A 22,138-nucleotide genomic window follows, 5' to 3' on the forward strand; every position below is an offset into this window, starting at 1 on the left:
CAAGGGAACTTTTTAAGCGACATCTTCAGGTAAAATAGACCCAGGCTAAAAGGACCGGCTGAATGAACATCATTGCAATACTAAGTCCGGAGCGGGTATTTTATAAAAATGAACCCATCCGTGAGCTGGACGAGGCGTTGAAAACGCAGGGTTTTCAATTAGTCTATCCCACCTCGAGCGGCGATCTGGTCAAGCTTATCGAGCAGAATCCGCGCATCTGCGGCGTGATTTTCGACTGGGATCAGTACAGTATGGATCTCTGCATCGAGATCAATGAACTGAACGAATACCTGCCGCTCTACGCGTTTATCAACACCCATTCGTCACTGGACGTCAGCCTGAACGAAATGCGTATGGTGCTGTACTTTTTTGAGTACGGCCTGGGCGTGGCCGACGATATCAGCGTGCGCATCCGTCAGTATACCGACGAATATATCGACGCCATTATTCCCCCCTTTACCAAGGCGCTGTTCAACTACGTGAAGGAGGGTAAATATACTTTTTGCACCCCCGGACACATGGCCGGCACCGCCTATCAAAAAAGCCCGGTGGGCAGCCTGTTTTATGATTTTTTCGGCGCCAACACCCTGAAGGCGGATGTCTCGATCTCGGTAACCGAACTGGGATCGCTGCTCGATCACTCCGGCCCGCACCTGGAGGCGGAAGAGTTTATCGCCCGCATCTTCGGCGCGGAGCAAAGCTATATGGTGACCAACGGTACATCCACCGCCAATAAAATGGTGGGGATGTATGCCGCGCCGTCGGGCAGCACGGTGCTTATCGATCGCAACTGCCACAAGTCGCTGACGCATTTGCTGATGATGAGCGACATTGTGCCGATCTACCTGTGTCCTATCCGCAATGCCTACGGGATCCTGGGCGGCATTCCCAAACGTGAGTTCAGCCGGGAAAGCATTGCGCTGAAAGTAGCGCAAACCCCCCACGCCTCCTGGCCCGTGCATGCGGTGATCACCAATTCAACCTATGACGGCTTGCTGTATAATACACAGTATATTAAAGAAACCCTGGAGGTGGCCTCGATCCATTTTGACTCCGCCTGGGTGCCTTATACCAATTTTCATCCGATTTACCGCGGCAAAAGCGGCATGAGCGGCGACCGTATTCCCGGCAAGGTGATTTTTGAAACCCAGTCCACTCATAAACTGCTGGCGGCGTTTTCCCAGGCCTCGTTGATTCATATTAAAGGTGATTATGACGAACGCACCTTTAACGAAGCCTATATGATGCATACCACGACGTCGCCGAATTACGGCATCGTGGCGTCGATTGAGACCGCGGCGGCCATGGTGCGCGGCAAGCCCGGGCGGCGGCTGATCCTGCGCTCCATCGAGCGGGCGCTGCATTTTCGCAAAGAGGTGCAGCGTCTGCGTGAGGAGTCCGAGGGCTGGTTTTTCGATATCTGGCAACCGGAGATTATCGAGGAGGCGGTGTGCTGGCCCATCGAGCCGGGCGCGCCCTGGCACGGTTTTAACCATGCCGACGCCGACCATATGTATCTCGACCCGATCAAGGTCACCATTCTGACGCCAGGCATGGATGAGTTCGGCAACATGGCCGAGGAAGGCATACCGGCGGCGCTGGTGGCCAAATTCCTCGACGAGCGCGGCGTGGTGGTGGAAAAAACCGGCCCCTACAACCTGCTGTTCCTGTTCAGCATCGGCATTGATAAAACCAAGGCCATGAGCCTGCTGCGCGGGCTGACGGAATTTAAACGGTCCTATGATCTGAATTTGCGGGTGAGGAATATGCTGCCGGATCTGTTCGCCGAGGATCCCGATTTCTATCGCAATATGCGTATCCAGGATCTGGCCCAGGGCATTCACCGCTTGATCCGGCAACACCGGCTGCCGCATCTGATGTTAAGCGCCTTCGACGTGCTGCCCGAGATGAAAATGACGCCCCATGCCGCTTTCCAGCAACAGGTGCGGGGCAATGTGGAGACGGTGGAGTTGCCTGACCTGCTGGGACGTATTTCCGCCAATATGCTGTTGCCGTATCCGCCGGGAGTGCCGGTGGTGATGCCGGGTGAAATGATCACCGAGCAAAGCCGCGGCGTGCTGGATTTCCTGATTATGCTGTGCACCATCGGGATACATTATCCGGGATTTGAAACCGATATCCACGGCGCCCAGTTGACCGAGGACGGTCGTTACCTGGTGCGGGTGCTGAAAACCGATAGCCCGGCCTGAGGCCGCGGTGATAAGCATGCGGCATCCGGGCCGGCCGGCGGCGAACCGGTGCGGCCATTCCCCGGGCCGGCAAAGGCGGCGGTCGTGTCAGCCCATTTTCAGGCAAAGCGGCCGGCGGCCTGATACCATGGGCCCTGATCAACGCGTTCAATGGCGCACGCGATTTCCGCAATATATACACTGAATCTCTCCATCATGTCGTCGAAATCATCGTGCTGCCTTAGGGTTAATCTGGCCAGGATCAGATTATCGGCGGCGCAGAAGCTCATATCGCTTTTGCCATTTAGCGCTAACAGCTCTAGCAATTGCGTCTGCTGCGCCGGCACGGGAAAACAAGGACAAAGCAAGAAGATATCCTTATCTGTTTCATCAAAATAAATAACCACATCTTCATTAATATATAATGTGTTTTCTTCATGGGGGATAATATTATAACGGTCGTATATACCCTGCAAAAAGGTTTCCATACTCTCTCCTATACGTATTTAGAAAAGCCTTCTGCCTGGTCGGCTATTTTTTTGTCGCCAATGCTGCGGCGCAATGATAATTTGCCGAATAAAAAATTAAGTATTTTATTGTTCTTCATACATTTGTTGCCGGGAACGCCGGTGTTATGCTGCTGGATTTGCAAATTTCCGCTGTTGAGCATCACTTTCTGCATCAGCGCTTTGTTCTCTGCATCAGGCAATACATTGTCTGCACCGGTTTTACGCAGGTATTGACTTACGGCCTGATGCTTAATGACCGCATCCATTATACCGGTGCGGTCTTTTCCGCTCTTGCAGTTCCAGCAGGGGGTAATGCCTATTTCATGGGATAATAACGCCACCCGCACGGCCGCCTTGTACGGCTCGCCTTTATCGGCACGGTACGTCTTCTTGGCCCAAATTTGTTTCAGTTCGCTGGCAAGCGAAGAAACCCTGTCGGCATTATCCGGCCGGGAAGCGAGATATTCCCCCACCCAGCCTCCGTGCGCCGAGCCGGGGGAAAGATCCTTGCCGAGCAGCTTGACCAGGGCGGAGCGATTATAGGCGTCGGCTGTGCGATGTCCCAGATGCAACCGTTTCAACGCCAGCTCATTGACCCCGAAATTAAAGGCGGCGATGTTAAGGCGCAGGGTGACCCGCACCATTTCGCCTTTCTCGTTCCTGATAGGTATTTCTACCGGGCCGGCGCCCAGTTTCTCCCAGGCTTCCATCTGATCCCTGAATTGTGATTCCTCCGTTGACGGCCCGATATCCACCGGTGTCAGCAGGCTCGTCGACGTAAGCGGCAATACTACCGTCTGGCCCGCCAACGCCGCGGCCAGTTTTTCCGGATGCAGGAACAACGCGGCGGCGGCCACTTCCCTGGCCCGATTCAACGCGCCTTGTTGACGTTCCGCGCTGCCCGCTTTCAGGCCGAAGGGACTCAGTACGCCGTGGCGGATGCCGGAAAACAGCGGATCCCGGTTATCGTCTCCCGCGTAAAACGTCGAGATCCACATATTCATCGCATGGGTGGTTTCCTCATTGGATTTACTGCTGATCCCTTTGTTAGCGTAGCCCGCGGCAAAAATATCCTGATCACCCAGTTTTATTTGACCCGCGGGTATTAATGTACTGTTAAAGTGAGTACCGCGAAAACGAAAACTGTCTTCAACGGTATTCCAATCCAGATTGTTCAATACATCTTTACTGGACGTATTAAAAAGCGCTTTGGCCTCGCTGCTGGCTTTGCGGGAACTGCATCCGCTGTGTTTCTTTATAAAATTGGCTAACAATTTTATAATCCCTTTTTCCAGCGCCAGTACGGCCTTGTAATCCTTATTTTCCCTGGGCGTATCATCATCGTCTTTTTCATTATCCAGCATGACGGCAAAATAATTTACGCCTTCGTCGTCGCCCAATTTCTCCGCGGCGCCGAGCCCTGCCGCCAGCGCCAGCCTGCGCCGCGCCGCAATCGGGGAGCGTGGGAAACCGGCGGCTGAAGGCCTGCCCATGATATTGACCGGATGACTGATACGCGGCGCTTTCAAATGCGCAAATGTTCCGGTAACCGCCTCGCAAGGGCTAATACCCGCCACTTGACCGGTAGCGAACCGGCTGGGGTCGGCTGGACGATTAATAAGGATGTGGGAGGAACTGCTCATGGCGTTACCTGTTGCTATGCATCAATTTAATGGAAGGTGTATATAATTTAATCAGATGCTAAATCAATGAAATGGATAATTCCAGGCATTACTCCGGGCGTGAGCGTTTTATGCATCTTGCCGCGCGCATGACAGGCGGGCGAGGGCGGAGAGAGTGTGGTAAATTGCCTTTGAACGCCGGGCGGCAAACCCGGGCAACGCGCATTAACGGAATAAAAAGGACTATGCCGATGCTAAAACTACAGCAGGTGCACCATATCGCCATCATCGCGTCGGATTACCCGCGCAGTAAGCAATTTTATTGCGACATCCTGGGGTTCACGTTGTTAAGCGAGGTATATCGCGCCGAACGCGATTCCTGGAAAGGCGATTTGGCGCTCAATGGCGACTATATTATCGAGCTGTTCAGTTTTCCCAACGCGCCGGCCAGGGTCAGCCGCCCGGAGGCCCGCGGTTTGCGCCACATGGCGTTCAGCGTGGCGGACATTGCCGCGGCCGTCAGCGCGCTTCATATCGACGGCGTCGACTGCGAGCCGATCCGCATCGATCCCCTTACCGGCAGGCGCTTTACCTTTTTCACCGATCCCGACGATCTGCCCCTGGAGCTCTATGAAGCCTGATGACGGTGAGGCGCTCTGCCGCCATATCGCCGCCAGGCTTGAGCGGCGCAGAACGGTGCTGGTGGCCCTGAGCGGCGGACTGGACTCCACGGTGCTGTTGGATGCGCTGGCATGCCTGCGCGGGCGGCAACTGCCCGATCTCGCCCCGCGCGCGGTCTATGTTCATCATGGCTTGAGCGCCCATGCCGATGATTGGGCGCAGCATTGCCAGGCGCTGTGCCGCCATCTGGCGATTCCGTTCCAGCAGGTCAGGGTGAGCGTGGATCCCGCCGACGGCGGTATTGAAGCGGCGGCGCGCTCCGCGCGTTACCAGGCGCTGGCCCTGGCGCTGCTGCCCGGAGAGACATTGCTGACCGCCCAGCATCAGGACGACCAAAGCGAAACGCTGCTGCTGGCGCTAAAACGCGGCAGCGGACCGGCCGGATTGTCGGCCATGGCCGCCGCGTCGCCTTTCCACGGGCACGAGCTGCTGCGTCCTTTACTCGATATCAGCCGGGCGCAGCTGCGCGACTATGCCGAAAGCCGGCGCTTACGCTGGATTGAGGATGAGAGTAACCAGGATCAACGCTTCGATCGTAATTTTCTGCGCCTGCGCATTCTCCCTCTGCTTAAGGAGCGCTGGCCCCATTTCAGCCGGGCGGCGGCGCGCAGCGCTACGCTTTGCGCCGAACAGGAAACCCTGCTCGACGAGCTGCTCGCCGAGACGCTGCAACAATTAACCCGCGATGACGGCTCACTCGAACTGGCGCCGATGATGGGCATGAGCGCTATCCGGCGCGCGGCCGTATTGCGCCGCTGGCTGGCGTCGTTTGGCATGGCCATGCCCGCGCAGGAACAACTGGCCAGGATCTGGCAGGAGGTTGCGTTAAGCCGCCAGGACGCCGAGCCCATGATGCGGCTGGGTGACCGGCAGATCAGGCGCTTTCGCCAACGCTTGTTTATCCTGCCGCTGTGGCCCCCGCTCAGGGGGCGGGTGCTATTATGGGAGGACACCGGACAACCGCTGCCGCTGCCGGAGGATCTCGGTCTGCTGCGCCTGGGTTCCGGCGGCGGGGCGGTGCGCCGGCCGCGGATGGACGAGCGGGTAAGCGTGCGGTTTTCGGCGACCGGTACCCTGCATATCCTGGGCCGGCGCCATGGACGATCGGTAAAAAAATTATGGCAGGAGCTGGGTATCGCGCCCTGGCAGCGCGAGCGCACACCTCTGGTGTATTACAATGAGCAACTGATAACCGCACCCGGCATCTTTATTACTCGCGAAGGACAGGCCGGGGAGGAGGAAACAGGCCTGAATGTGGAATGGATACGATAGAGTTACGCTAACGGGTAGCAATCCTACTGCCCGTCAGGAAGGAAGGGGCGAGGGGGTTATTCGCTAACCACCACTGTACCGAGTTCAGGATGGGTGAAACTGGCAATATGGTCCAGCCGTATTTCATGGCTGCCGCCAGCGTCATCGATAACCAGATACTCGACATGTTTTCTTGAGATCATATCGCGCGCCGTGCCGGCAACGGTATCTCCATTCTTAAGCGTCAGAGTGAGGACCCAGTGGCGCTGACAGGCGAGCTCAAGATTATCGTAATCATCACAATTAATGGGTTGATATTCTTCATTCGTTGACATAATAGCTCACCTACTTGTTACGGCGGTAAATACCGCCTGTTCCCTGAGGGAGGATGAAGTGCGATTTTCATCCGCCGCTCATCCCGCCTACATCTTTCAACAGTATTTCCTTATCAGACTATAGCACAGAGCGCCCCTATCCCTGGAATAAATGGTTTAGGAATTAATAGAGCCGACACTATGCATTTACCGCTTTTCTGGCGGCCGACGGGCGATGTCAGGTACACTGCCGGGCAAAGCATATCTTACGGAATCACCATGGCGTTAAAAGCGACTGTACATAAAGCGGCGGTCAACATCGCCGATATGGACCGGAATTATTTTTCCGATGTTAATCTGGTACTGGCCCAGCATCCCTCGGAAACACCGCAGCGCATGATGCTGCGGCTGCTGGCATGGATTTATCATGCCGACGATCGCCTGGAGTTTACCCGCGGCCTCAGCGCCGAAGATGAGCCTGCATTATGGCTGCGCAACGATCACGGTGAACCGGAGTGGTGGATTGAGCTGGGGCTGCCGGAGGAAAAACGGCTGCGTAAAGCCTGCCACCTGGCGCGCAATGTGGTGCTCTATGCCTATAACGAGCGCGCGGCGCGGATTTGGTGGCGACAGGTCGAGCCAATGTTATCCCAGCACGACAACCTGAGCGTTTATTTTGTCGACGATGCGCAAATGGCGCAGCTGGCCGCGCTGGCGGCGCGTAATATGTCTTTGCAGGCAACACTGCAGGACGGATTGATGTGGCTGTCGGATCAGCAAACTCAGCTGGAAATTACCCTGGCGACCTGGAAAAACGCGGCTGGCTAAGGACTTTGGCTGCGCCGATAAGCCCGAGCCGCACAGCGGCGTCGACGATGCATCCCCAGAAGAAGTTGCGCGGTTCATGGCGAATGGCCCGCGTAATAAACGCTATTTAATATCCCCCCGGCACCGGCGCAGCGTAATGATTAAATATTGATTAACCTGATCCGCGGTTGACGCTTAGCCGCCGCAAAAGATAATGTTCGCCATTGATTATAGCCTCTTCCAATCATCAACCTGATCACCGTGAATAAAAAAGGATATAATATCTATGCTAATAGCGAATGCAACTCAACTTTTTTCTATTATTTCTTTCTTTAATAATAAAACGAAAATAAATAATTCGCCGCAAGTCACCTGGGGAGCGCATAGTCTAACCAACGTTTCAAATAGAGAACAACATGGGGAGGGCGTCACAATACGTCAGTTTAAGAATGATGAAAATAAATTTTATGGCAATAAAGATATATTAAAGGCTTCGCATCCAGTAATCAATGATACGTTGCTGTACTATTTGCGCTATGGCAGTGAGGCTATCTCCGGCAATAAATGGCTGGAGGAATTACCGCCTGAGGAACAACGGGAGGCGAGAGGAGTACTTTGCGCAGTCAGAGATGCCGCTGAACGCGTTCATCCGCTATCCCGGCAAAAGATTCGATTTACCGCGGCGCTGCTTGAGGCGTTCGCCTCGATCAGACTGCCCGGTTTCTCTCTTATGCCATCAAAAATATATCCAGGATGGGACGATAGCGAGGCTATCGCCCCGCTAAAGGCGCAGCCAGCCCGGGATGGATCGCCATACCCCGCCATTATTACCCGCTGCGTGGTTCCCGCGGAAAGAATATCGCAAGGCAAAATAAAAAAAAAGCAGAGCAGATAAGCGATAAAATCTTACGTGGCAGAAGGCAAATAACTGATGAAGCTCAATCACCCGCTTGTGCAAGCCAGGAAGAGCACATGGCGTATTGGCGGACGTTGCGTGAAAAAATAAATACATATTCTCAGATGAACGCGGCCATGGATAAACCGACAGCAGATGGACATTATCCTTCTCCACCCGATTTGGCGCCTGTTAACCCGAATCCCAACCGAAATAACATGTCCCGACACCACATGATGCTGGAACGTAATCAATGGCTGCATACATTCGGTGTTTCCCAAGAGTTTCCGGCGGCACGTGATAACGTGACCCTGAATTTTGTTGATATGATGTTAAGTGACCTGGTACAGAGAAAATACGGCCTGTCCCTGACGGCGCATCAACTTTCCAGAAAAATCTCCCTGCTTATTCTTTTTATGAAACACGACCGCAAAGGCATGCAGCCGACAACGCATATAAAAGAAGGGATCTATAGCGTCCGGCAGCTGTTGCTAAAGGAATTCTCTAACGCCATATTAAATATAGGTAATAATGCAAAAGAAGATAATGATTATATCATTATTAAAACTACCATTTTGGGATCTGATAAGGAAAATTTTCTCTCCTATCTGGAATTTATTATTAATGGTGACGCCATCACCCTGACGGCTGAGCTAGAACGGTTGCTTGAATACTTTGGTGCTAGTACGGATATCAGCGCCGCTTATATTACTATGGCTAAAAACCGGATGGTCGCGGCGTTGTTCCCATTTATGGCCAGCGACGCGGATCGTGATTTACGAAATATGATTGATCGCTGGATGGATGGACTGATAGGCGAGCGGCTGATCAGTGTGGCTACCCCTGAAGGCCGGTTCACTGTTCCGGGCATTGTCGCTATCGCCGAGCCAACAGGCGGGTTATTTATCTCCCTGGCAACGGGCAGAATTTATCTTTGGACTCCTGACGACGCATCCACCGCATTAAAGCACTTTATCGCCGGGCACCTCTCGATTCAACATAAAGCATGGCTAGAATCAACCAGTCTGACACCAAGGTTGAATAAGCCTGCCTGTATTTTAGAATCCACTATCGTGTTGATCAATCAGGTCAATATTTGGGAACGTTTAAGACATCTGGATATGGAAAAACTGGACGAGCATATTGGTTATAATGCTCTGGTTTCAACCAATCCAAACGATGCCGGCCCTGATGACGTGACACAACAGCGTTTACTGGCTGCAAGCAATGCCATTTCTCTGCTGGCGCTGTTTTTCAGCGGCGGTTCACCTGCGGGCTGTGCCGCCATGATACTGGGCGATATGCTGGCGGGTGCCGGTAGTGTTCTGCAACTGCAAAGCGCCGCCCGCGAACAGGACGCGCAAAGGCGCCAGAAGGGCTGGGAATCAGCCTTGTTAAGTATAGTGATTACCGGCATAACCGGCGCGGCGGATATCTATGGCGTGATAAAATCCTATGGTAGCCAGGGATACGCATTACTGCACGAGCAGGCGGGCAGGATCGGTGAATTGTTAAAGTCCGCCACCACCGCCACACAGGTGGCCGAGACTTTTACCAAAGGGGAAACACGCGATCGTATGGTCATGTTGGTTAAAGCGCTGGTAAATGAAGAAAAAGGTCGTTTAAATATCCTGGGAAATAACAACATTAAGGCGATGCTGCAAGTGTTTCAGCTATGTCGCCGGATAGATGATGAAACCTATCAATTTGCCAATGAACTTTATTTTTGGGATGAAAGTTCTAGTCCAAAAATAATTTTACGCGAAAGGGAGTCATTGCGTTTCATTCCCCCTGGCTATAAAGTTGCGGTAGTGGATAATTTAACCAATAAATTGACGCTATTATTGCTTAGTCTAGGTAACGACAGATTTGCCGGCTTTGGACTGCAAAAATTGGATCACTCTCTTTCCGCCTCGCAGTGGCAAGAAGTTGGCGGCGACGCCTTCATAATGAATAACCAGCAACTGATATTAAAGAATGGCAGGTCCGCCACCTTGTATGTTGAGGATTATAATGTGGTATCAACATCGACGTTAGACAAGGAAATTTTCAGTTATGATGATAATTTAGCCTTAAGGTTTCGTCGTTATTGCAATCGATTCAAATTTGAAGGGAATTTAAAACAAGCATTAAAAGGAGTGGAACGCTTTGCCATTAATCATGGATTTTATAATGTCCGTTATCGCGCACTATTTATTTTCGACCCAATTATAAATAGTGAAGTTATTCGCCATTACTTGTTGGCCGCTAAATATAAAAATATAGATTATCTACTTGAGCCTAATGCTGAAAATTTACGGTCTATAAAACTGCCTGACATCGAAGATGTGGCGATTTTAACTGAGGATAAATGGACCCTGAGCTTTAAAAATTCCGGTTCCGCCGCTTTGATCACTTATAAAGACTTCGCTACGGAACAACTGGCTCAAGATTATCAGGAAAGTTTTATGATTAGCCGCGACAATGAACAATTATTATTGTCGCCGCCGGGTTTCAGTGAATTGCTGCAGCCGGCTACGCCGATAACGTTTTCAACTTTTTTATCGCATTATGATGGTGTGGAACAACAGTTATTGCTGCAAAAAAAAATACGTAAATCCATTATCAAAGATCAAACGTCTAAAAACAGTTATGAATTTATTATATCGGTTATGCAAAAAGCCGGACAGCTCACGCTTAATCAGAAGGATAATTTATTGGCAGCATATAAAAAAAACTCCCCAGAAGCGATGCTTGAGATTATACCACATCCCTTTCAGATCAGGACTTATAGCGACATGCTGCGTATTGAACCGGGAAAACTGGTTCGTTTTACTAATCTTCAAGACAGTTCAATCTCACATCTGATGCTCAGCGTGGGTAACGGCAGGTTTACCGGGATGAATAATAGCCTGCTGGATGCGGAACTCAGTGATGAAAAATGCATTTTGATTACTGAGCAATTGGGACATTTCAAGGACGATGTGTTAGTTACTTATAACCAATGTAAAAGCTTTATGGTTGAAAAAGGGGATTTTCCGCACTCAAGCCCGACAAGCAAAAGTATCATGGATATTGCCAAAGAACTTAGCGCTAAAAGTTCCAACGAAAAAACCAGCATCCGTTTTGCACTGGAAATTTTAATTGCCGCTAAACATCTCGTACCTCAGCAAGCCGATGCGCTGGAACGTTTGGCAAGGCTAATGATCGGAAAAATGGATGGTAATAGGATATCAATAATAAAGCTCAATAAATTTATGGTTATAGATAAGTATATTGACAATAACGCTCAGCTTGCCAATGTGGCTGCCGGAAAGTTGTTGGTTTTTTATACCGATGATAAAGATTTTCATATGATGGTCAGCTTGGGGGACGATCGTTTTGCGGGACTTAACAATGATTATATCAATAATATGCTGAGGAGTGATCAGAGGATAGTTTCTTCGCAAGAGATAGGGGATATCACTAACGGCAGAAGGATTAATGATCAAAAATCCTTTAAGGTTGTGGTCGGAGAGGGTAATTTAGAAAAAAACCGGATTTCAGCATTATTAGGGCCTGATGGTCGTATTGACTACGTTCGCAACGGGCTAAATAGCCTGCAAATGGAAATAAAGGCCCATGGCGCCCTGGCTTCCATCAATCATTACGACGCCGTTGAACTATCAAATATTATTCTTGGGTTACATCGCTCGCTGCACCCGGATCAGCCTATTAGCCATATCGAGCTGATCTCGTGCTTTGGCGCGTTAGGGGGACGGCGCTCTTCCGCGCAGATTATGGCCGACAGGCTGGGTGCCACGGTAGAAAGTTATCGCGGGGTGATTACCGACAGTAAATCGCGTAATCGGGGGACGGGAGTTATGTTTAAGCCGCAGCGTGGCTGCGGTATTGAACGGCGGCGGGATAACGAGCGCTGGCACCGGCGTATCCATGATTTCATCGAGGACGCTCTTAGCCTCATTGGAAATTTGCCATTCCAGCGCCACAGCAGGGCGGTTAGTGAAAACATTCCCTTCGGCATGGTGGTAATTGATGTGCTGCATTTTCTCAGGAAAGAAATCGGCGCGCAAACGCTGATGGCTTATTATCCCGGCCTGATGACGGCGGAATCCCTTTATCAGGCCAGCTTGCTGGCAAACCCCACCGGGGATGAGGAAACGCTTATCGCCGCCATGCTGACCATTTTTTATGGCAGCCGGACTATGAGCAACGCCCTGGATGCCTATATTTTGTCGCGGGAATATAAGGAGATGCCGGCGGGGACTCTCGTCGTGGACGGACAAGATTTACGCCATCCGCTGCATTGGCGGGATGTCCTGCCGTCGCTGGACACCTTCCGGCAGCTCCCCTCGATCGTTGTTTCCAGGAATCTGCTGAGCAAGAGCAATATTTATATCTCTTTAACGGACGATAAAGATCATTTGAGAGAATATCTCATCCGCCTGGGTAGTGAATGCCATCGCAAGACATTATGGCCACTTTTACTGGCTAATTTTTTCAAGGAAAAATCTGCTTTCTTTCCCATTATGGCGGGCGTCAGAGATCAGGATATTTTAAGCATGGGATTTGATTTCTCGCATTTTCATTTTTATCTTAATTCCTGGTTAAGGTCTGATTTCAGCCTGCAAATCGATATGACCACCGACGAACCCAGGCTTGATCCCATTCAGCCCGCGCACTATGTTCATTTTAGCGAAACAGGCGGAAGGCGTACCGATACGCGCGATGATATCGGATTAGGGCATTCCCTGTTGGTGGAACAAGTAGGGCGGCTCGCTTTGCAAATGAATGAGACGTTAATCGTTGACCGCCCCGGCGGGCCCGATGATGGTGAAAATAACGGTTCGACAATGTCCCCTTTGCCGTCAACGCCAAGGGTGGTCATCACACTGCTGGAAAACAGGGAAAGGCTGGTGATGTTGCAAAGGAATATTCCAAGCGAAATATTTTCCGACCAGGGAGAGATCGCTTTTTTTATTGCCACCGAAGTTAATAAATATACCGAAACCATTAAGCTTGGCGCCAAGGATCATCTGGATATTAGACCGGTAAAATCGAACAGCCGCAACTTTATCTATGGTGACCCGGGCATCCTGCAAAAAAGCTGGATATTGATCAATCTCATTCACAATGATTAACAGATGGCGGGTTTAATCCGGCGATCGGAAAAAACGGCCGGCATATTGCCGGCCGGATAGTGGGCGGATTACCGGCTTAACGGCCGGCGTTGCTGATTTCAGCCACCAGATAGTCGACGATAGCGCTGATTTTCATCATCTGCTTTTCGCCAATCCGGCGGTGTTTATATTCAATCTCTTCGCTGTCGAGATTGCGGTCGCCGATAACAATGGTGTGCGGTATGCCAATCAGCTCCATATCGGCGAACATGACGCCCGGGCGCTCCTTGCGATCGTCGAGCAATACGTCGATGCCTTTGGCGCGCAACGCGTTATAGATGCCTTCCGCCGCATCCTTGACCCGGAAGGATTTATGCATGTTCATCGGCAGGATGGCGACCTGGAACGGAGCAATGGTTTCTGGCCAGAGGATGCCGCGCTCATCGTGGTTTTGCTCAATCGCCGCCGCGACCACCCGGGAAATGCCGATACCGTAGCAGCCCATGGTCAAGGTTTGGTTACGGCCGTCCTCGCCCTGAACGGTGGCATTCATCGCCTGGGAATATTTGGCGCCCAGTTGAAAAATATGGCCGACTTCAATGCCGCGCTTAATCTGCAGCGTGCCCTTGCCGTCCGGGCTGGCATCGCCTTCCACGACTTTGCGCAGATCGGCGGTTTCCGCCAGCGGCAGATCCCGTTCCCAGTTAATGCCGAAATAATGCTTGCCGTCGGTATTGGCGCCGGCGCTGAAATCGCTCATCGCCGCCACGCTGCGGTCAATCACCAGCGGAATCGGCAGGTTGACCGGCCCGAGGGAACCGGGGCCGGCGCCGACGGCCGCGCGAATTTCTTCTTCGCTGGCGAACTCAAGAGGGCTTGCCACCTGCGGCAGTTTCTCCGCCTTGATTTCATTAAGCTGATGATCGCCGCGTATCAGCAGTGCGACCAGCGCGTGGCCCGCCTCGTTATCGCCGTGAACGATCAGCGTCTTGACGGTTTTGCTCACCGGCAGGTTGAATTGTTCCACCAGTTCATTAATGGTCTTGGCGTTGGGCGTGTCCACCAGGCGCAGCTCTTCAGCCGGCTGCGCGCGCGGATGGGACGGGGCAACCGCTTCGGCCAGTTCGATATTGGCGGCGTAGTCCGAACCGCTGGCGAAAACAATATCGTCCTCGCCGCTGTCGGCCAGCACCTGGAACTCATGGGAGGCGTTGCCGCCGATGGAACCGGTATCCGCCTGTACGGCGCGGAAGTTCAGGCCGATACGATTGAAAATGGCGCTGTAGGCTTGGTACATGGCGTCGTAAGTCGCCTGCAGGGATTCCTGGCTGGTATGGAACGAGTAGGCGTCCTTCATCAAAAATTCGCGCGCGCGCATCACGCCAAAACGCGGGCGTACTTCGTCGCGGAATTTGGTCTGGATCTGGAAAAAATTCAGCGGCAGCTGTTTGTACGAACTGATTTCATTGCGCACCAGATCGGTAATCACTTCCTCATGGGTGGGGCCGAGCACGAACGGACGATCCCCGCGATCGACAAAACGCAGCAATTCCGGCCCGTACTGTTCCCAGCGTCCGCTCTCCTGCCATAGATCCGCCGGTTGCACCACCGGCATGGAAACCTCAATGGCGCCGGCGTTGTTCATCTCTTCACGCACGATGGCTTCGACTTTTCGCAGTACCCGCAGGCCGGTGGGCAGCCAGGTATACAGGCCGGATGCCAGCTTGCGGATCATTCCGGCGCGCAGCATCAGCTGATGGCTGATAACCTCGGCGTCGGCGGGGGTCTCCTTAAGGGTGGAGAGCAGATATTGAGTAGTACGCATGATAGTTGGGTTCCACAAGAACGGCTTAATGCCACAGGCTGCTTATCGGCAGCAAAGTATCAAAAGTGAATCAGTTTACCAGTGCAGGCGGGCGGCCAAAAGAGAGCAAATGGAAAAATCGCAAAAACCTGTCCGCGGCCGGTATGCGTTCGCCGGCGACGGCCGCTGATTACCGGCTCTCGCCTGCCGCGGCGCCGGGATAATCCTCGATCGACAGCACTTCGGTCACCTCGCCCAAGACACGCCAGCTGACATTAAAGGTCAGCAACAGCGCCGCGTAGGTGCGCTCGCCGTCGCGATCCCGGCGATAGGCTGGGCGCGGATCCTGCGCCAGCACATCGGTGAGGAACCGGCGCAAGTGGGGATAACGGCCCGCCAGCGCGGCCAGACGATGCTCCGCCGCTGTGGTAAAGGTTACCGCCATCGAAGCCGCGGGAGGATGCAGGGCGAAACCGGCCCGCGCCCCGGGGATGCTTTCGGCATAGGGCAGATAGGGTTTGATGTCCACCACCGGCGTGCCGTCCACCAAATCCAGGCTGCCCAGTTCCAGTATCACTTCCGCGCCCTGAAGGCGGATACCGCGCAGCGCCACCAGGGACATACCTATGGGGTTGGGGCGAAACGTTGAACGAGTGGCAAACACGCCGATACGGCTATTGCCGCCCAAGCGCGGGGGGCGCACCGTAGGATGCCAGCCCTGTTCCATCGTTTGGTGAAAGATAAACAGCAGCCAGATATGGCTGAACGCCTCCAGCCCGCGCACGGCGTCCGGCTGGTTATAGGGCGCCAGCAGCCGCAGTTCGCCGGTACCGTCCGGCACCAGTCCCGGCTGGCGGGGAACGGCAAATTTTTCTTTATAGGGCGAATGGATTACGCCGATTTGCCGCAGGGGGTAGGCGCTCATTGCGAAACTTTCAACGCCGTGCCCTGGCAAACGGCCTGCTGATAGCATCCCGCCACCGCCCGCACCGTTTCACACTGGTGCAGCAATACCGCGTTGCCCTTCATATACGCCGCGCGCATCTGCATTTCCTTGCGCGCCGCGGGCAGGCTTGGCGGTGGATCCTGCAAGCTCACCTGGCAGGTGGAGCCATACACTTCGCCCAGATCGCGGAACGGTTTACCGACCAGCTCTTCGGCGGATTTATACAGTTTGGCCGGCTGCGGGCGCGCGGGGGCCTTGTGGGCGGGCGGCGCGCTCTTGAACGGAGAGACGGGTGCGGCCTGGGTCGTCGTGGACGAAGGGGGCGTATGGACCCATGCACACCCCGTCAACGAGAGCACCAAAATACATCCAGGTAAAGCACGCATACATTTTCCTCTGATTATTTTTATTTCAACGGCGCTATTGAATCAATCTACGGCATAAATAACAAGACGGGCCGTAGCCCGTCTGGTCAAAAACGCACGTTATTAATGTATAAAGATTACCAGCCTTTAACGGCGCCGCCATTGAAGACTTTATTGGCGGCATCGTTAACTTCATCGGATTCATATGCCTGCACGAATTTTTTTACATTTTCGGCATTTTTATTATCTTCGCGGGCCACGATCAGATTGACGTAGGGAGATTCCTTATCTTCCACGAACAGGCCGTCTTTCGCCGGGGTCAAGCCAATCTGGCTGGCATAGGTGGTGTTGATAATCGCCAGGGCAATTTGCTGATCGTCCAGGGAGCGCGGCAATTGCGGCGCTTCCAGTTCAACCAGTTTCAGGTTTTTCGGGTTGCCGACCACATCCAGCGCGGTTGGCTGCAGGCCGACGCCGTCCTTAAGGGTGATCAGGCCCACTTTCTGCAGCAGCAGCAAGGAACGGCCCAGATTGGTCGGGTCATTGGGCAGGGCTACCTGTGAGCCTGGCTTCAGTTCATCCAGGGATTTGATTTGTTTTGAATAACCGGCAATCGGATACACAAAGGTATTGCCCACGGGCGTTAGCTTATAACCGCGATCCTTGATTTGCTGATCAAGATAAGGTTTGTGCTGGAAGGCATTGGCGTCGATATCGCCTTTGCTCAACGCTTCGTTAGGCAGCACGTAATCGTTGAAGGTGACCAGCTCGACATCCAGACCATATTTTTCCTTCGCCACTTTTTGCGCCACTTCGGCAACCTGCTGTTCCGCGCCGACAATCACGCCGACCTTGATATGGTTTGGATCTTTTTCTTCCTGCCCGCAGCCTGCCAATGCCAGGGAACCGATCAACGCGCTGACGGTAGCCAGAGTTTTTATTTTAGAAAACATATCCCTTTCCTCTTGTGGATAAAGTTGCCGCAATGAAACGCCGGAATGGCAGTTTCATTATTGACTATTTATGGGTAACGGCTTTGACGATTCTATCGCCGCCGATTTGTATTAAAAACACCAGGATAACTAATAACGCCAAGACAATATTCATGATGGTCGCGTTATAACCGATATACCCGTACTGGATACCGATTTGACCCAGGCCGCCGGCGCCCACCGCCCCCCCCATGGCGGAATAGCCCACCAGGGTGATAAGCGTGATGGTGGCGGCGTTCACCAGGCCAGGCAGCGCTTCCGGCAACAGAACCTTGCGGATAATCTGCAGCGGCGTGGCGCCCATGGCGCGCGAGGCTTCAATCAGGCCGGCCGGGATCTCCAGCAGGGCGTTCTCCACCATGCGGGCGATAAACGGAGCGGCGCCGACGGTCAATGGGACAATCGCCGCCTGCAGGCCGATTGACGTGCCGACAATCATGCGGGTAAAGGGGATCATCCACACCAGCAGGATAATAAAAGGAATGGAGCGAAAGATATTCACCAGCGCCGAGGTTGTGCGATAGACCTTGCCGTTTTCGATAATCTGCCCGGGCCGGCTGATATACAGCAATACGCCGATGGGCAGTCCCACGACGAACCCCAGGAAACCGGAGACAAATGTCATCATCAGTGTTTCCCAGATTCCCTTGGCGAATAACGCCACCATGGCTTCAGACATAACCCAGTACCTCTACTTTAACGTGCTGCTGCTGCAAAAAGGCGATGGCGTCACGGGAATTTTGTTCATCCCCGGCCATTTCCGTCAGCATAATGCCGAACTTAACCCCACCGGCATAATCCATCTGCGCGCTGATTATATTATTGTTGACGTTAAAACGCCGGGCGGCCTCGGATAATAACGGCGCATCCACCGACTGGCCGGTAAACTCCAGCTGCAGAATGGGGATTTTACCCGCCGACGGCGCGTCGGTCATGCGCTCGCGATAGTCGTCCGGTATATCCAGATGCAGGGTGGACTTGATGAATTGCTGGGCCAGCGGCGTTTTGGGATGCGAAAACATTTCGCTCACGGTGTCCTGTTCGATCAATTCACCCTGGCTTATTACCGCCACCTGATCGCAGATGCGCTTCACCACGTCCATTTCATGCGTAATTAACAAAATGGTCAGGCCGAGGCGGCGATTGATATCCTTCAGCAAAGCCAAAATAGAACGGGTGGTGGCCGGATCCAGGGCGCTGGTGGCTTCATCGCACAGCAGCACCTTGGGGTTGCTGGCCAGCGCCCGGGCAATGGCGACCCGCTGTTTCTGGCCGCCGGACAGGTTGGCCGGATAGGCGTCGGCCTTATCCTCAAGCCCGACCAGGGTCAGCAGCTCATTGACCCGCGCGGTGATATCGCGCCTGGATAATTTATCCAATTCCAGCGGCAGGGCGATATTGCCGGATACGGTGCGCGAGGAGAGCAAATTAAAATGCTGAAATATCATGCCGATTTGCCGGCGGGCGGCAATAAGCTGACGCTCAGGCAGGTTGGTAAGATCTTTACCATCGACCAGCACCGTACCCCTGGTGGGACGTTCCAATAAATTTACGCAACGGATAAGCGTGCTTTTACCGGCGCCGGAAGCGCCGATAACGCCATAAATCTGACCTGGCGCAACGTGCAGGGAAACATCCGACAGGGCATTAATAGTCAGGGCGCCCTGCGAATATTGCTTGGTAATATGAGAGAGTGTGATCATGCTTTTTTAGGGTTACTGGTTACCTGTTGCGAGAATAAATGGCACCTTTACGATATCCGCAGATATCAGCGTGCGTGGATGTTAGGGCGTCTAGACGGCTAAGTCAACTGGGTTTCATTTTCTCCGTTTCTCTTCGCCCGATAAAACATGCGATACTGGGCGCCGTTTATGTTGTCAGGAGCCAATCAGTGACACAGCCTGTCCCAGCTATATTTTTAGACCGCGATGGTACCATTAATGTCGATCACGGTTATGTACATGAGATCGATGAATTTCAATTTATCGACGGTGTTATCGATGCCATGCGGGAATTGAAAACCATGGGATTCGCCCTGGTGGTGGTGACGAACCAGTCCGGTATTGCACGGGGTAAATTTACCGAAGATCAGTTTATGCGCCTAACCGAGTGGATGGATTGGTCGCTGGCCGATCGCGACGTGGAATTGGACGGCATCTATTTCTGCCCGCATCATCCCGACGGCGTGGAAGGGGAATACCGCCAGGATTGCGACTGCCGCAAACCCAAACCCGGCATGCTGCTCGATGCGCAGCAGTTCCTGAATATCGATATGGCGGCCTCCTATATAGTAGGTGATAAGGCCGAAGACATGCTGGCGGGGCAAGCCGCGGGCGTCGGCGCCAAAGTGCTGGTGCGCAGCGGCAAGCCGCTGGACGAAAAGGCCCAGGCCCTGGCGGATTGGGTGATAGACAGTCTTGCGCAACTACCGGCTGCCATTAAACAGCATGCAAAAGGTGCATAACGGTTAGATTTTAACCGGTCGGTTAAAATGACGTTTTTTTTACTTGCCATTTTTCCGTACCCCCCTATAATGCGCCTCCATCGACCGGTAACGTGAGCAGTATCACACTCTACCGGAAACGAGTCAGAAGACAGGCCGAACGGGCTTGACACTGAAAGAGGAAAGCGTAATATACGCCACCTCGCGCCAGACTGATTACAGCGGCGCACTGCTCTTTAACAATTTATCAGACAATCTGTGTGGGCACTCACAAGACCGTATCGAAACACAAAAATACCAAGTCTTGAAGAGTGAACAAACAGTTAATTCATAAGATTAACAGTATGACAATCTTTGAGCATCAAGCTTTTAATTGAAGAGTTTGATCATGGCTCAGATTGAACGCTGGCGGCAGGCCTAACACATGCAAGTCGAGCGGCAGCGGGAAGTAGCTTGCTACTTTGCCGGCGAGCGGCGGACGGGTGAGTAATGTCTGGGGATCTGCCTGATGGTGGGGGATAACTACTGGAAACGGTAGCTAATACCGCATAACGTCGCAAGACCAAAGTGGGGGACCTTCGGGCCTCACGCCATCGGATGAACCCAGATGGGATTAGCTAGTAGGTGAGGTAATGGCTCACCTAGGCGACGATCCCTAGCTGGTCTGAGAGGATGACCAGCCACACTGGAACTGAGACACGGTCCAGACTCCTACGGGAGGCAGCAGTGGGGAATATTGCACAATGGGCGCAAGCCTGATGCAGCCATGCCGCGTGTGTGAAGAAGGCCTTCGGGTTGTAAAGCACTTTCAGCGGGGAGGAAGGCGATAAGGTTAATAACCTTGTTGATTGACGTTACCCGCAGAAGAAGCACCGGCTAACTCCGTGCCAGCAGCCGCGGTAATACGGAGGGTGCGAGCGTTAATCGGAATTACTGGGCGTAAAGCGTACGCAGGCGGTCTGTTAAGTCAGATGTGAAATCCCCGGGCTTAACCCGGGAACTGCATTTGAAACTGGCAGGCTAGAGTCTCGTAGAGGGGGGTAGAATTCCAGGTGTAGCGGTGAAATGCGTAGAGATCTGGAGGAATACCGGTGGCGAAGGCGGCCCCCTGGACGAAGACTGACGCTCAGGTACGAAAGCGTGGGGAGCAAACAGGATTAGATACCCTGGTAGTCCACGCTGTAAACGATGTCGATTTGAAGGTTGTGGCCTTGAGCCGTGGCTTTCGGAGCTAACGCGTTAAATCGACCGCCTGGGGAGTACGGCCGCAAGGTTAAAACTCAAATGAATTGACGGGGGCCCGCACAAGCGGTGGAGCATGTGGTTTAATTCGATGCAACGCGAAGAACCTTACCTACTCTTGACATCCAGAGAAGTTTGCAGAGATGCGAATGTGCCTTCGGGAACTCTGAGACAGGTGCTGCATGGCTGTCGTCAGCTCGTGTTGTGAAATGTTGGGTTAAGTCCCGCAACGAGCGCAACCCTTATCCTTTGTTGCCAGCGAGTAATGTCGGGAACTCAAAGGAGACTGCCGGTGACAAACCGGAGGAAGGTGGGGATGACGTCAAGTCATCATGGCCCTTACGAGTAGGGCTACACACGTGCTACAATGGCGCATACAAAGAGAAGCGAACTCGCGAGAGCAAGCGGACCTCACAAAGTGCGTCGTAGTCCGGATTGGAGTCTGCAACTCGACTCCATGAAGTCGGAATCGCTAGTAATCGTGGATCAGAATGCCACGGTGAATACGTTCCCGGGCCTTGTACACACCGCCCGTCACACCATGGGAGTGGGTTGCAAAAGAAGTAGGTAGCTTAACCTTCGGGAGGGCGCTTACCACTTTGTGATTCATGACTGGGGTGAAGTCGTAACAAGGTAACCGTAGGGGAACCTGCGGTTGGATCACCTCCTTACCGAAAGATACGTAATGTGTAGTGTCCACACAGATTGTCTGATAACTGTAATGAGCAAACAGCTCGTATGGTTTACACGTGAAGCCCGGCTTCGCACGTGCAAGGCATCGTCCGATGATAGGAGAGCAACGCGATGCGTTGTTCGACTAGAAAGAGGTCGCTTACTTTCATTAATGAAAGTTTCGCCTTACACGGAAAAGCAACGCGGCGCGTTGCAAGCATTTTCCGTGTCCCCTTCGTCTAGTGGCCTAGGACACTGCCCTTTCACGGCGGTAACAGGGGTTCGAACCCCCTAGGGGACGCCATAT

Annotated in this window: 16 protein-coding genes, 1 tRNA gene and 1 rRNA gene; 9 read left to right on the forward strand and 9 right to left on the reverse strand. The window is 53.0% G+C overall.

Going from position 1 to position 22,138, the window contains the following annotated elements:
- The first annotated feature begins 62 nt into the window (after nt 1-62).
- Nucleotides 63-2,210: a lysine decarboxylase LdcC gene (locus tag ACL2XM_RS27185; RefSeq protein ID WP_410013730.1), complete on the forward strand. Its 2,148-nt coding sequence runs from the start codon at nt 63-65 to the stop codon at nt 2,208-2,210.
- 98 nt (nt 2,211-2,308) lie between these two features.
- On the opposite strand, the gene ACL2XM_RS27190 is transcribed toward ACL2XM_RS27185, so the two are convergent.
- Both ACL2XM_RS27190 and ACL2XM_RS27195 read right to left on the reverse strand, forming a co-directional pair.
- A complete protein-coding gene (locus ACL2XM_RS27190) occupies nt 2,309-2,677 on the reverse strand; it encodes a hypothetical protein (RefSeq protein ID WP_413732038.1) in 369 nt (122 codons plus the stop codon).
- Nucleotides 2,678-2,685: 8 nt separating this feature from the next.
- Nucleotides 2,686-4,341 carry an inositol phosphate phosphatase SopB gene (locus ACL2XM_RS27195; protein WP_413732039.1) on the reverse strand — a complete coding sequence of 552 codons (1,656 nt, stop codon included), beginning with the start codon at nt 4,339-4,341 and terminating at the stop codon, nt 2,686-2,688.
- 230 nt (nt 4,342-4,571) lie between these two features.
- Here ACL2XM_RS27195 and ACL2XM_RS27200 point away from each other — a divergent pair, with 230 nt between their 5' ends.
- Nucleotides 4,572-4,961: a VOC family protein gene (locus ACL2XM_RS27200; RefSeq protein WP_413721326.1), complete on the forward strand. Its 390-nt coding sequence runs from the start codon at nt 4,572-4,574 to the stop codon at nt 4,959-4,961.
- Nucleotides 4,951-6,273, forward strand: a complete 1,323-nt coding sequence (tilS, locus tag ACL2XM_RS27205) for a tRNA lysidine(34) synthetase TilS (RefSeq protein ID WP_413732041.1) — start codon at nt 4,951-4,953, stop codon at nt 6,271-6,273. Before ACL2XM_RS27200 ends, tilS begins: the two co-directional genes overlap by 11 nt.
- A gap of 56 nt (nt 6,274-6,329) precedes the next feature.
- Here the strand turns inward: tilS and rof are convergent, their stop codons facing one another.
- Nucleotides 6,330-6,587 carry a Rho-binding antiterminator gene (rof, locus tag ACL2XM_RS27210; protein WP_410013735.1) on the reverse strand — a complete coding sequence of 86 codons (258 nt, stop codon included), beginning with the start codon at nt 6,585-6,587 and terminating at the stop codon, nt 6,330-6,332.
- Nucleotides 6,588-6,845: 258 nt separating this feature from the next.
- On the opposite strand from rof, the gene ACL2XM_RS27215 reads away from it, so the two are divergent.
- From ACL2XM_RS27215 to ACL2XM_RS27225, 3 genes are all read left to right on the forward strand, one after another.
- Entirely contained in the window at nt 6,846-7,394 is a 549-nt protein-coding gene (locus ACL2XM_RS27215; RefSeq protein WP_410013736.1) for a YaeQ family protein, read from the forward strand.
- Nucleotides 7,395-7,659: 265 nt separating this feature from the next.
- Nucleotides 7,660-8,268 carry a hypothetical protein gene (locus ACL2XM_RS27220; protein ID WP_413727758.1) on the forward strand — a complete coding sequence of 203 codons (609 nt, stop codon included), beginning with the start codon at nt 7,660-7,662 and terminating at the stop codon, nt 8,266-8,268.
- 77 nt (nt 8,269-8,345) lie between these two features.
- A complete protein-coding gene (locus ACL2XM_RS27225) occupies nt 8,346-13,388 on the forward strand; it encodes a hypothetical protein (protein WP_413732043.1) in 5,043 nt (1,680 codons plus the stop codon).
- 76 nt (nt 13,389-13,464) lie between these two features.
- Here the strand turns inward: ACL2XM_RS27225 and proS are convergent, their stop codons facing one another.
- The 6 genes from proS to metN form a co-directional block, all read right to left on the reverse strand.
- Nucleotides 13,465-15,192: a proline--tRNA ligase gene (gene proS / locus ACL2XM_RS27230; protein ID WP_413732045.1), complete on the reverse strand. Its 1,728-nt coding sequence runs from the start codon at nt 15,190-15,192 to the stop codon at nt 13,465-13,467.
- A 169-nt stretch (nt 15,193-15,361) separates the two neighbouring features.
- Nucleotides 15,362-16,096: a tRNA (N6-threonylcarbamoyladenosine(37)-N6)-methyltransferase TrmO gene (tsaA, locus tag ACL2XM_RS27235; protein WP_413732046.1), complete on the reverse strand. Its 735-nt coding sequence runs from the start codon at nt 16,094-16,096 to the stop codon at nt 15,362-15,364.
- Complete coding sequence (rcsF, locus tag ACL2XM_RS27240; RefSeq protein ID WP_410013740.1) at nt 16,093-16,503, reverse strand: Rcs stress response system protein RcsF; 411 nt, start codon at nt 16,501-16,503, stop codon at nt 16,093-16,095. Before rcsF ends, tsaA begins: the two co-directional genes overlap by 4 nt.
- A 116-nt stretch (nt 16,504-16,619) precedes the next feature.
- Complete coding sequence (locus ACL2XM_RS27245) at nt 16,620-17,435, reverse strand: MetQ/NlpA family lipoprotein (RefSeq protein WP_410013741.1); 816 nt, start codon at nt 17,433-17,435, stop codon at nt 16,620-16,622.
- Between the two features lie 64 nt (nt 17,436-17,499).
- Nucleotides 17,500-18,153 (reverse strand): methionine ABC transporter permease MetI, encoded by a 654-nt coding sequence (locus ACL2XM_RS27250; RefSeq protein ID WP_410013742.1) that lies wholly within the window; start codon nt 18,151-18,153, stop codon nt 17,500-17,502.
- Nucleotides 18,146-19,177, reverse strand: a complete 1,032-nt coding sequence (metN, locus tag ACL2XM_RS27255) for a methionine ABC transporter ATP-binding protein MetN (RefSeq protein ID WP_410013743.1) — start codon at nt 19,175-19,177, stop codon at nt 18,146-18,148. The genes ACL2XM_RS27250 and metN overlap by 8 nt, the downstream gene beginning before the upstream one ends.
- 188 nt (nt 19,178-19,365) lie before the next feature.
- Between metN and gmhB the strand changes: the two genes are divergently transcribed.
- From gmhB to ACL2XM_RS27270, 3 genes are all read left to right on the forward strand, one after another.
- Nucleotides 19,366-19,938, forward strand: a complete 573-nt coding sequence (gmhB, locus tag ACL2XM_RS27260) for a D-glycero-beta-D-manno-heptose 1,7-bisphosphate 7-phosphatase (protein WP_410013744.1) — start codon at nt 19,366-19,368, stop codon at nt 19,936-19,938.
- Between the two features lie 349 nt (nt 19,939-20,287).
- A 16S ribosomal RNA gene (locus tag ACL2XM_RS27265) occupies nt 20,288-21,830 on the forward strand.
- Between the two features lie 229 nt (nt 21,831-22,059).
- Nucleotides 22,060-22,135, forward strand: a tRNA-Glu gene (locus ACL2XM_RS27270).
- The last annotated feature ends 3 nt before the right edge of the window (nt 22,136-22,138 follow it).

Source organism: Sodalis sp. RH20 (genome assembly GCF_047324205.1).
Lineage (GTDB): Bacteria > Pseudomonadota > Gammaproteobacteria > Enterobacterales > Enterobacteriaceae > Acerihabitans.

What these genes read in the sequence shown, in the direction of transcription:
- ACL2XM_RS27185 (WP_410013730.1), top strand. Translation starts at nt 63, where the DNA reads ATGAACATCATTGCAATACTAAGTCCGGAGCGGGTATTTTATAAAAAT.
- ACL2XM_RS27190 (WP_413732038.1), bottom strand. Translation starts at nt 2,677, where the DNA reads ATGGAAACCTTTTTGCAGGGTATATACGACCGTTATAATATTATCCCC.
- ACL2XM_RS27195 (WP_413732039.1), bottom strand. Translation starts at nt 4,341, where the DNA reads ATGAGCAGTTCCTCCCACATCCTTATTAATCGTCCAGCCGACCCCAGC.
- ACL2XM_RS27200 (WP_413721326.1), top strand. Translation starts at nt 4,572, where the DNA reads ATGCTAAAACTACAGCAGGTGCACCATATCGCCATCATCGCGTCGGAT.
- tilS (WP_413732041.1), top strand. Translation starts at nt 4,951, where the DNA reads ATGAAGCCTGATGACGGTGAGGCGCTCTGCCGCCATATCGCCGCCAGG.
- rof (WP_410013735.1), bottom strand. Translation starts at nt 6,587, where the DNA reads ATGTCAACGAATGAAGAATATCAACCCATTAATTGTGATGATTACGAT.
- ACL2XM_RS27215 (WP_410013736.1), top strand. Translation starts at nt 6,846, where the DNA reads ATGGCGTTAAAAGCGACTGTACATAAAGCGGCGGTCAACATCGCCGAT.
- ACL2XM_RS27220 (WP_413727758.1), top strand. Translation starts at nt 7,660, where the DNA reads ATGCTAATAGCGAATGCAACTCAACTTTTTTCTATTATTTCTTTCTTT.
- ACL2XM_RS27225 (WP_413732043.1), top strand. Translation starts at nt 8,346, where the DNA reads ATGGCGTATTGGCGGACGTTGCGTGAAAAAATAAATACATATTCTCAG.
- proS (WP_413732045.1), bottom strand. Translation starts at nt 15,192, where the DNA reads ATGCGTACTACTCAATATCTGCTCTCCACCCTTAAGGAGACCCCCGCC.
- tsaA (WP_413732046.1), bottom strand. Translation starts at nt 16,096, where the DNA reads ATGAGCGCCTACCCCCTGCGGCAAATCGGCGTAATCCATTCGCCCTAT.
- rcsF (WP_410013740.1), bottom strand. Translation starts at nt 16,503, where the DNA reads ATGCGTGCTTTACCTGGATGTATTTTGGTGCTCTCGTTGACGGGGTGT.
- ACL2XM_RS27245 (WP_410013741.1), bottom strand. Translation starts at nt 17,435, where the DNA reads ATGTTTTCTAAAATAAAAACTCTGGCTACCGTCAGCGCGTTGATCGGT.
- ACL2XM_RS27250 (WP_410013742.1), bottom strand. Translation starts at nt 18,153, where the DNA reads ATGTCTGAAGCCATGGTGGCGTTATTCGCCAAGGGAATCTGGGAAACA.
- metN (WP_410013743.1), bottom strand. Translation starts at nt 19,177, where the DNA reads ATGATCACACTCTCTCATATTACCAAGCAATATTCGCAGGGCGCCCTG.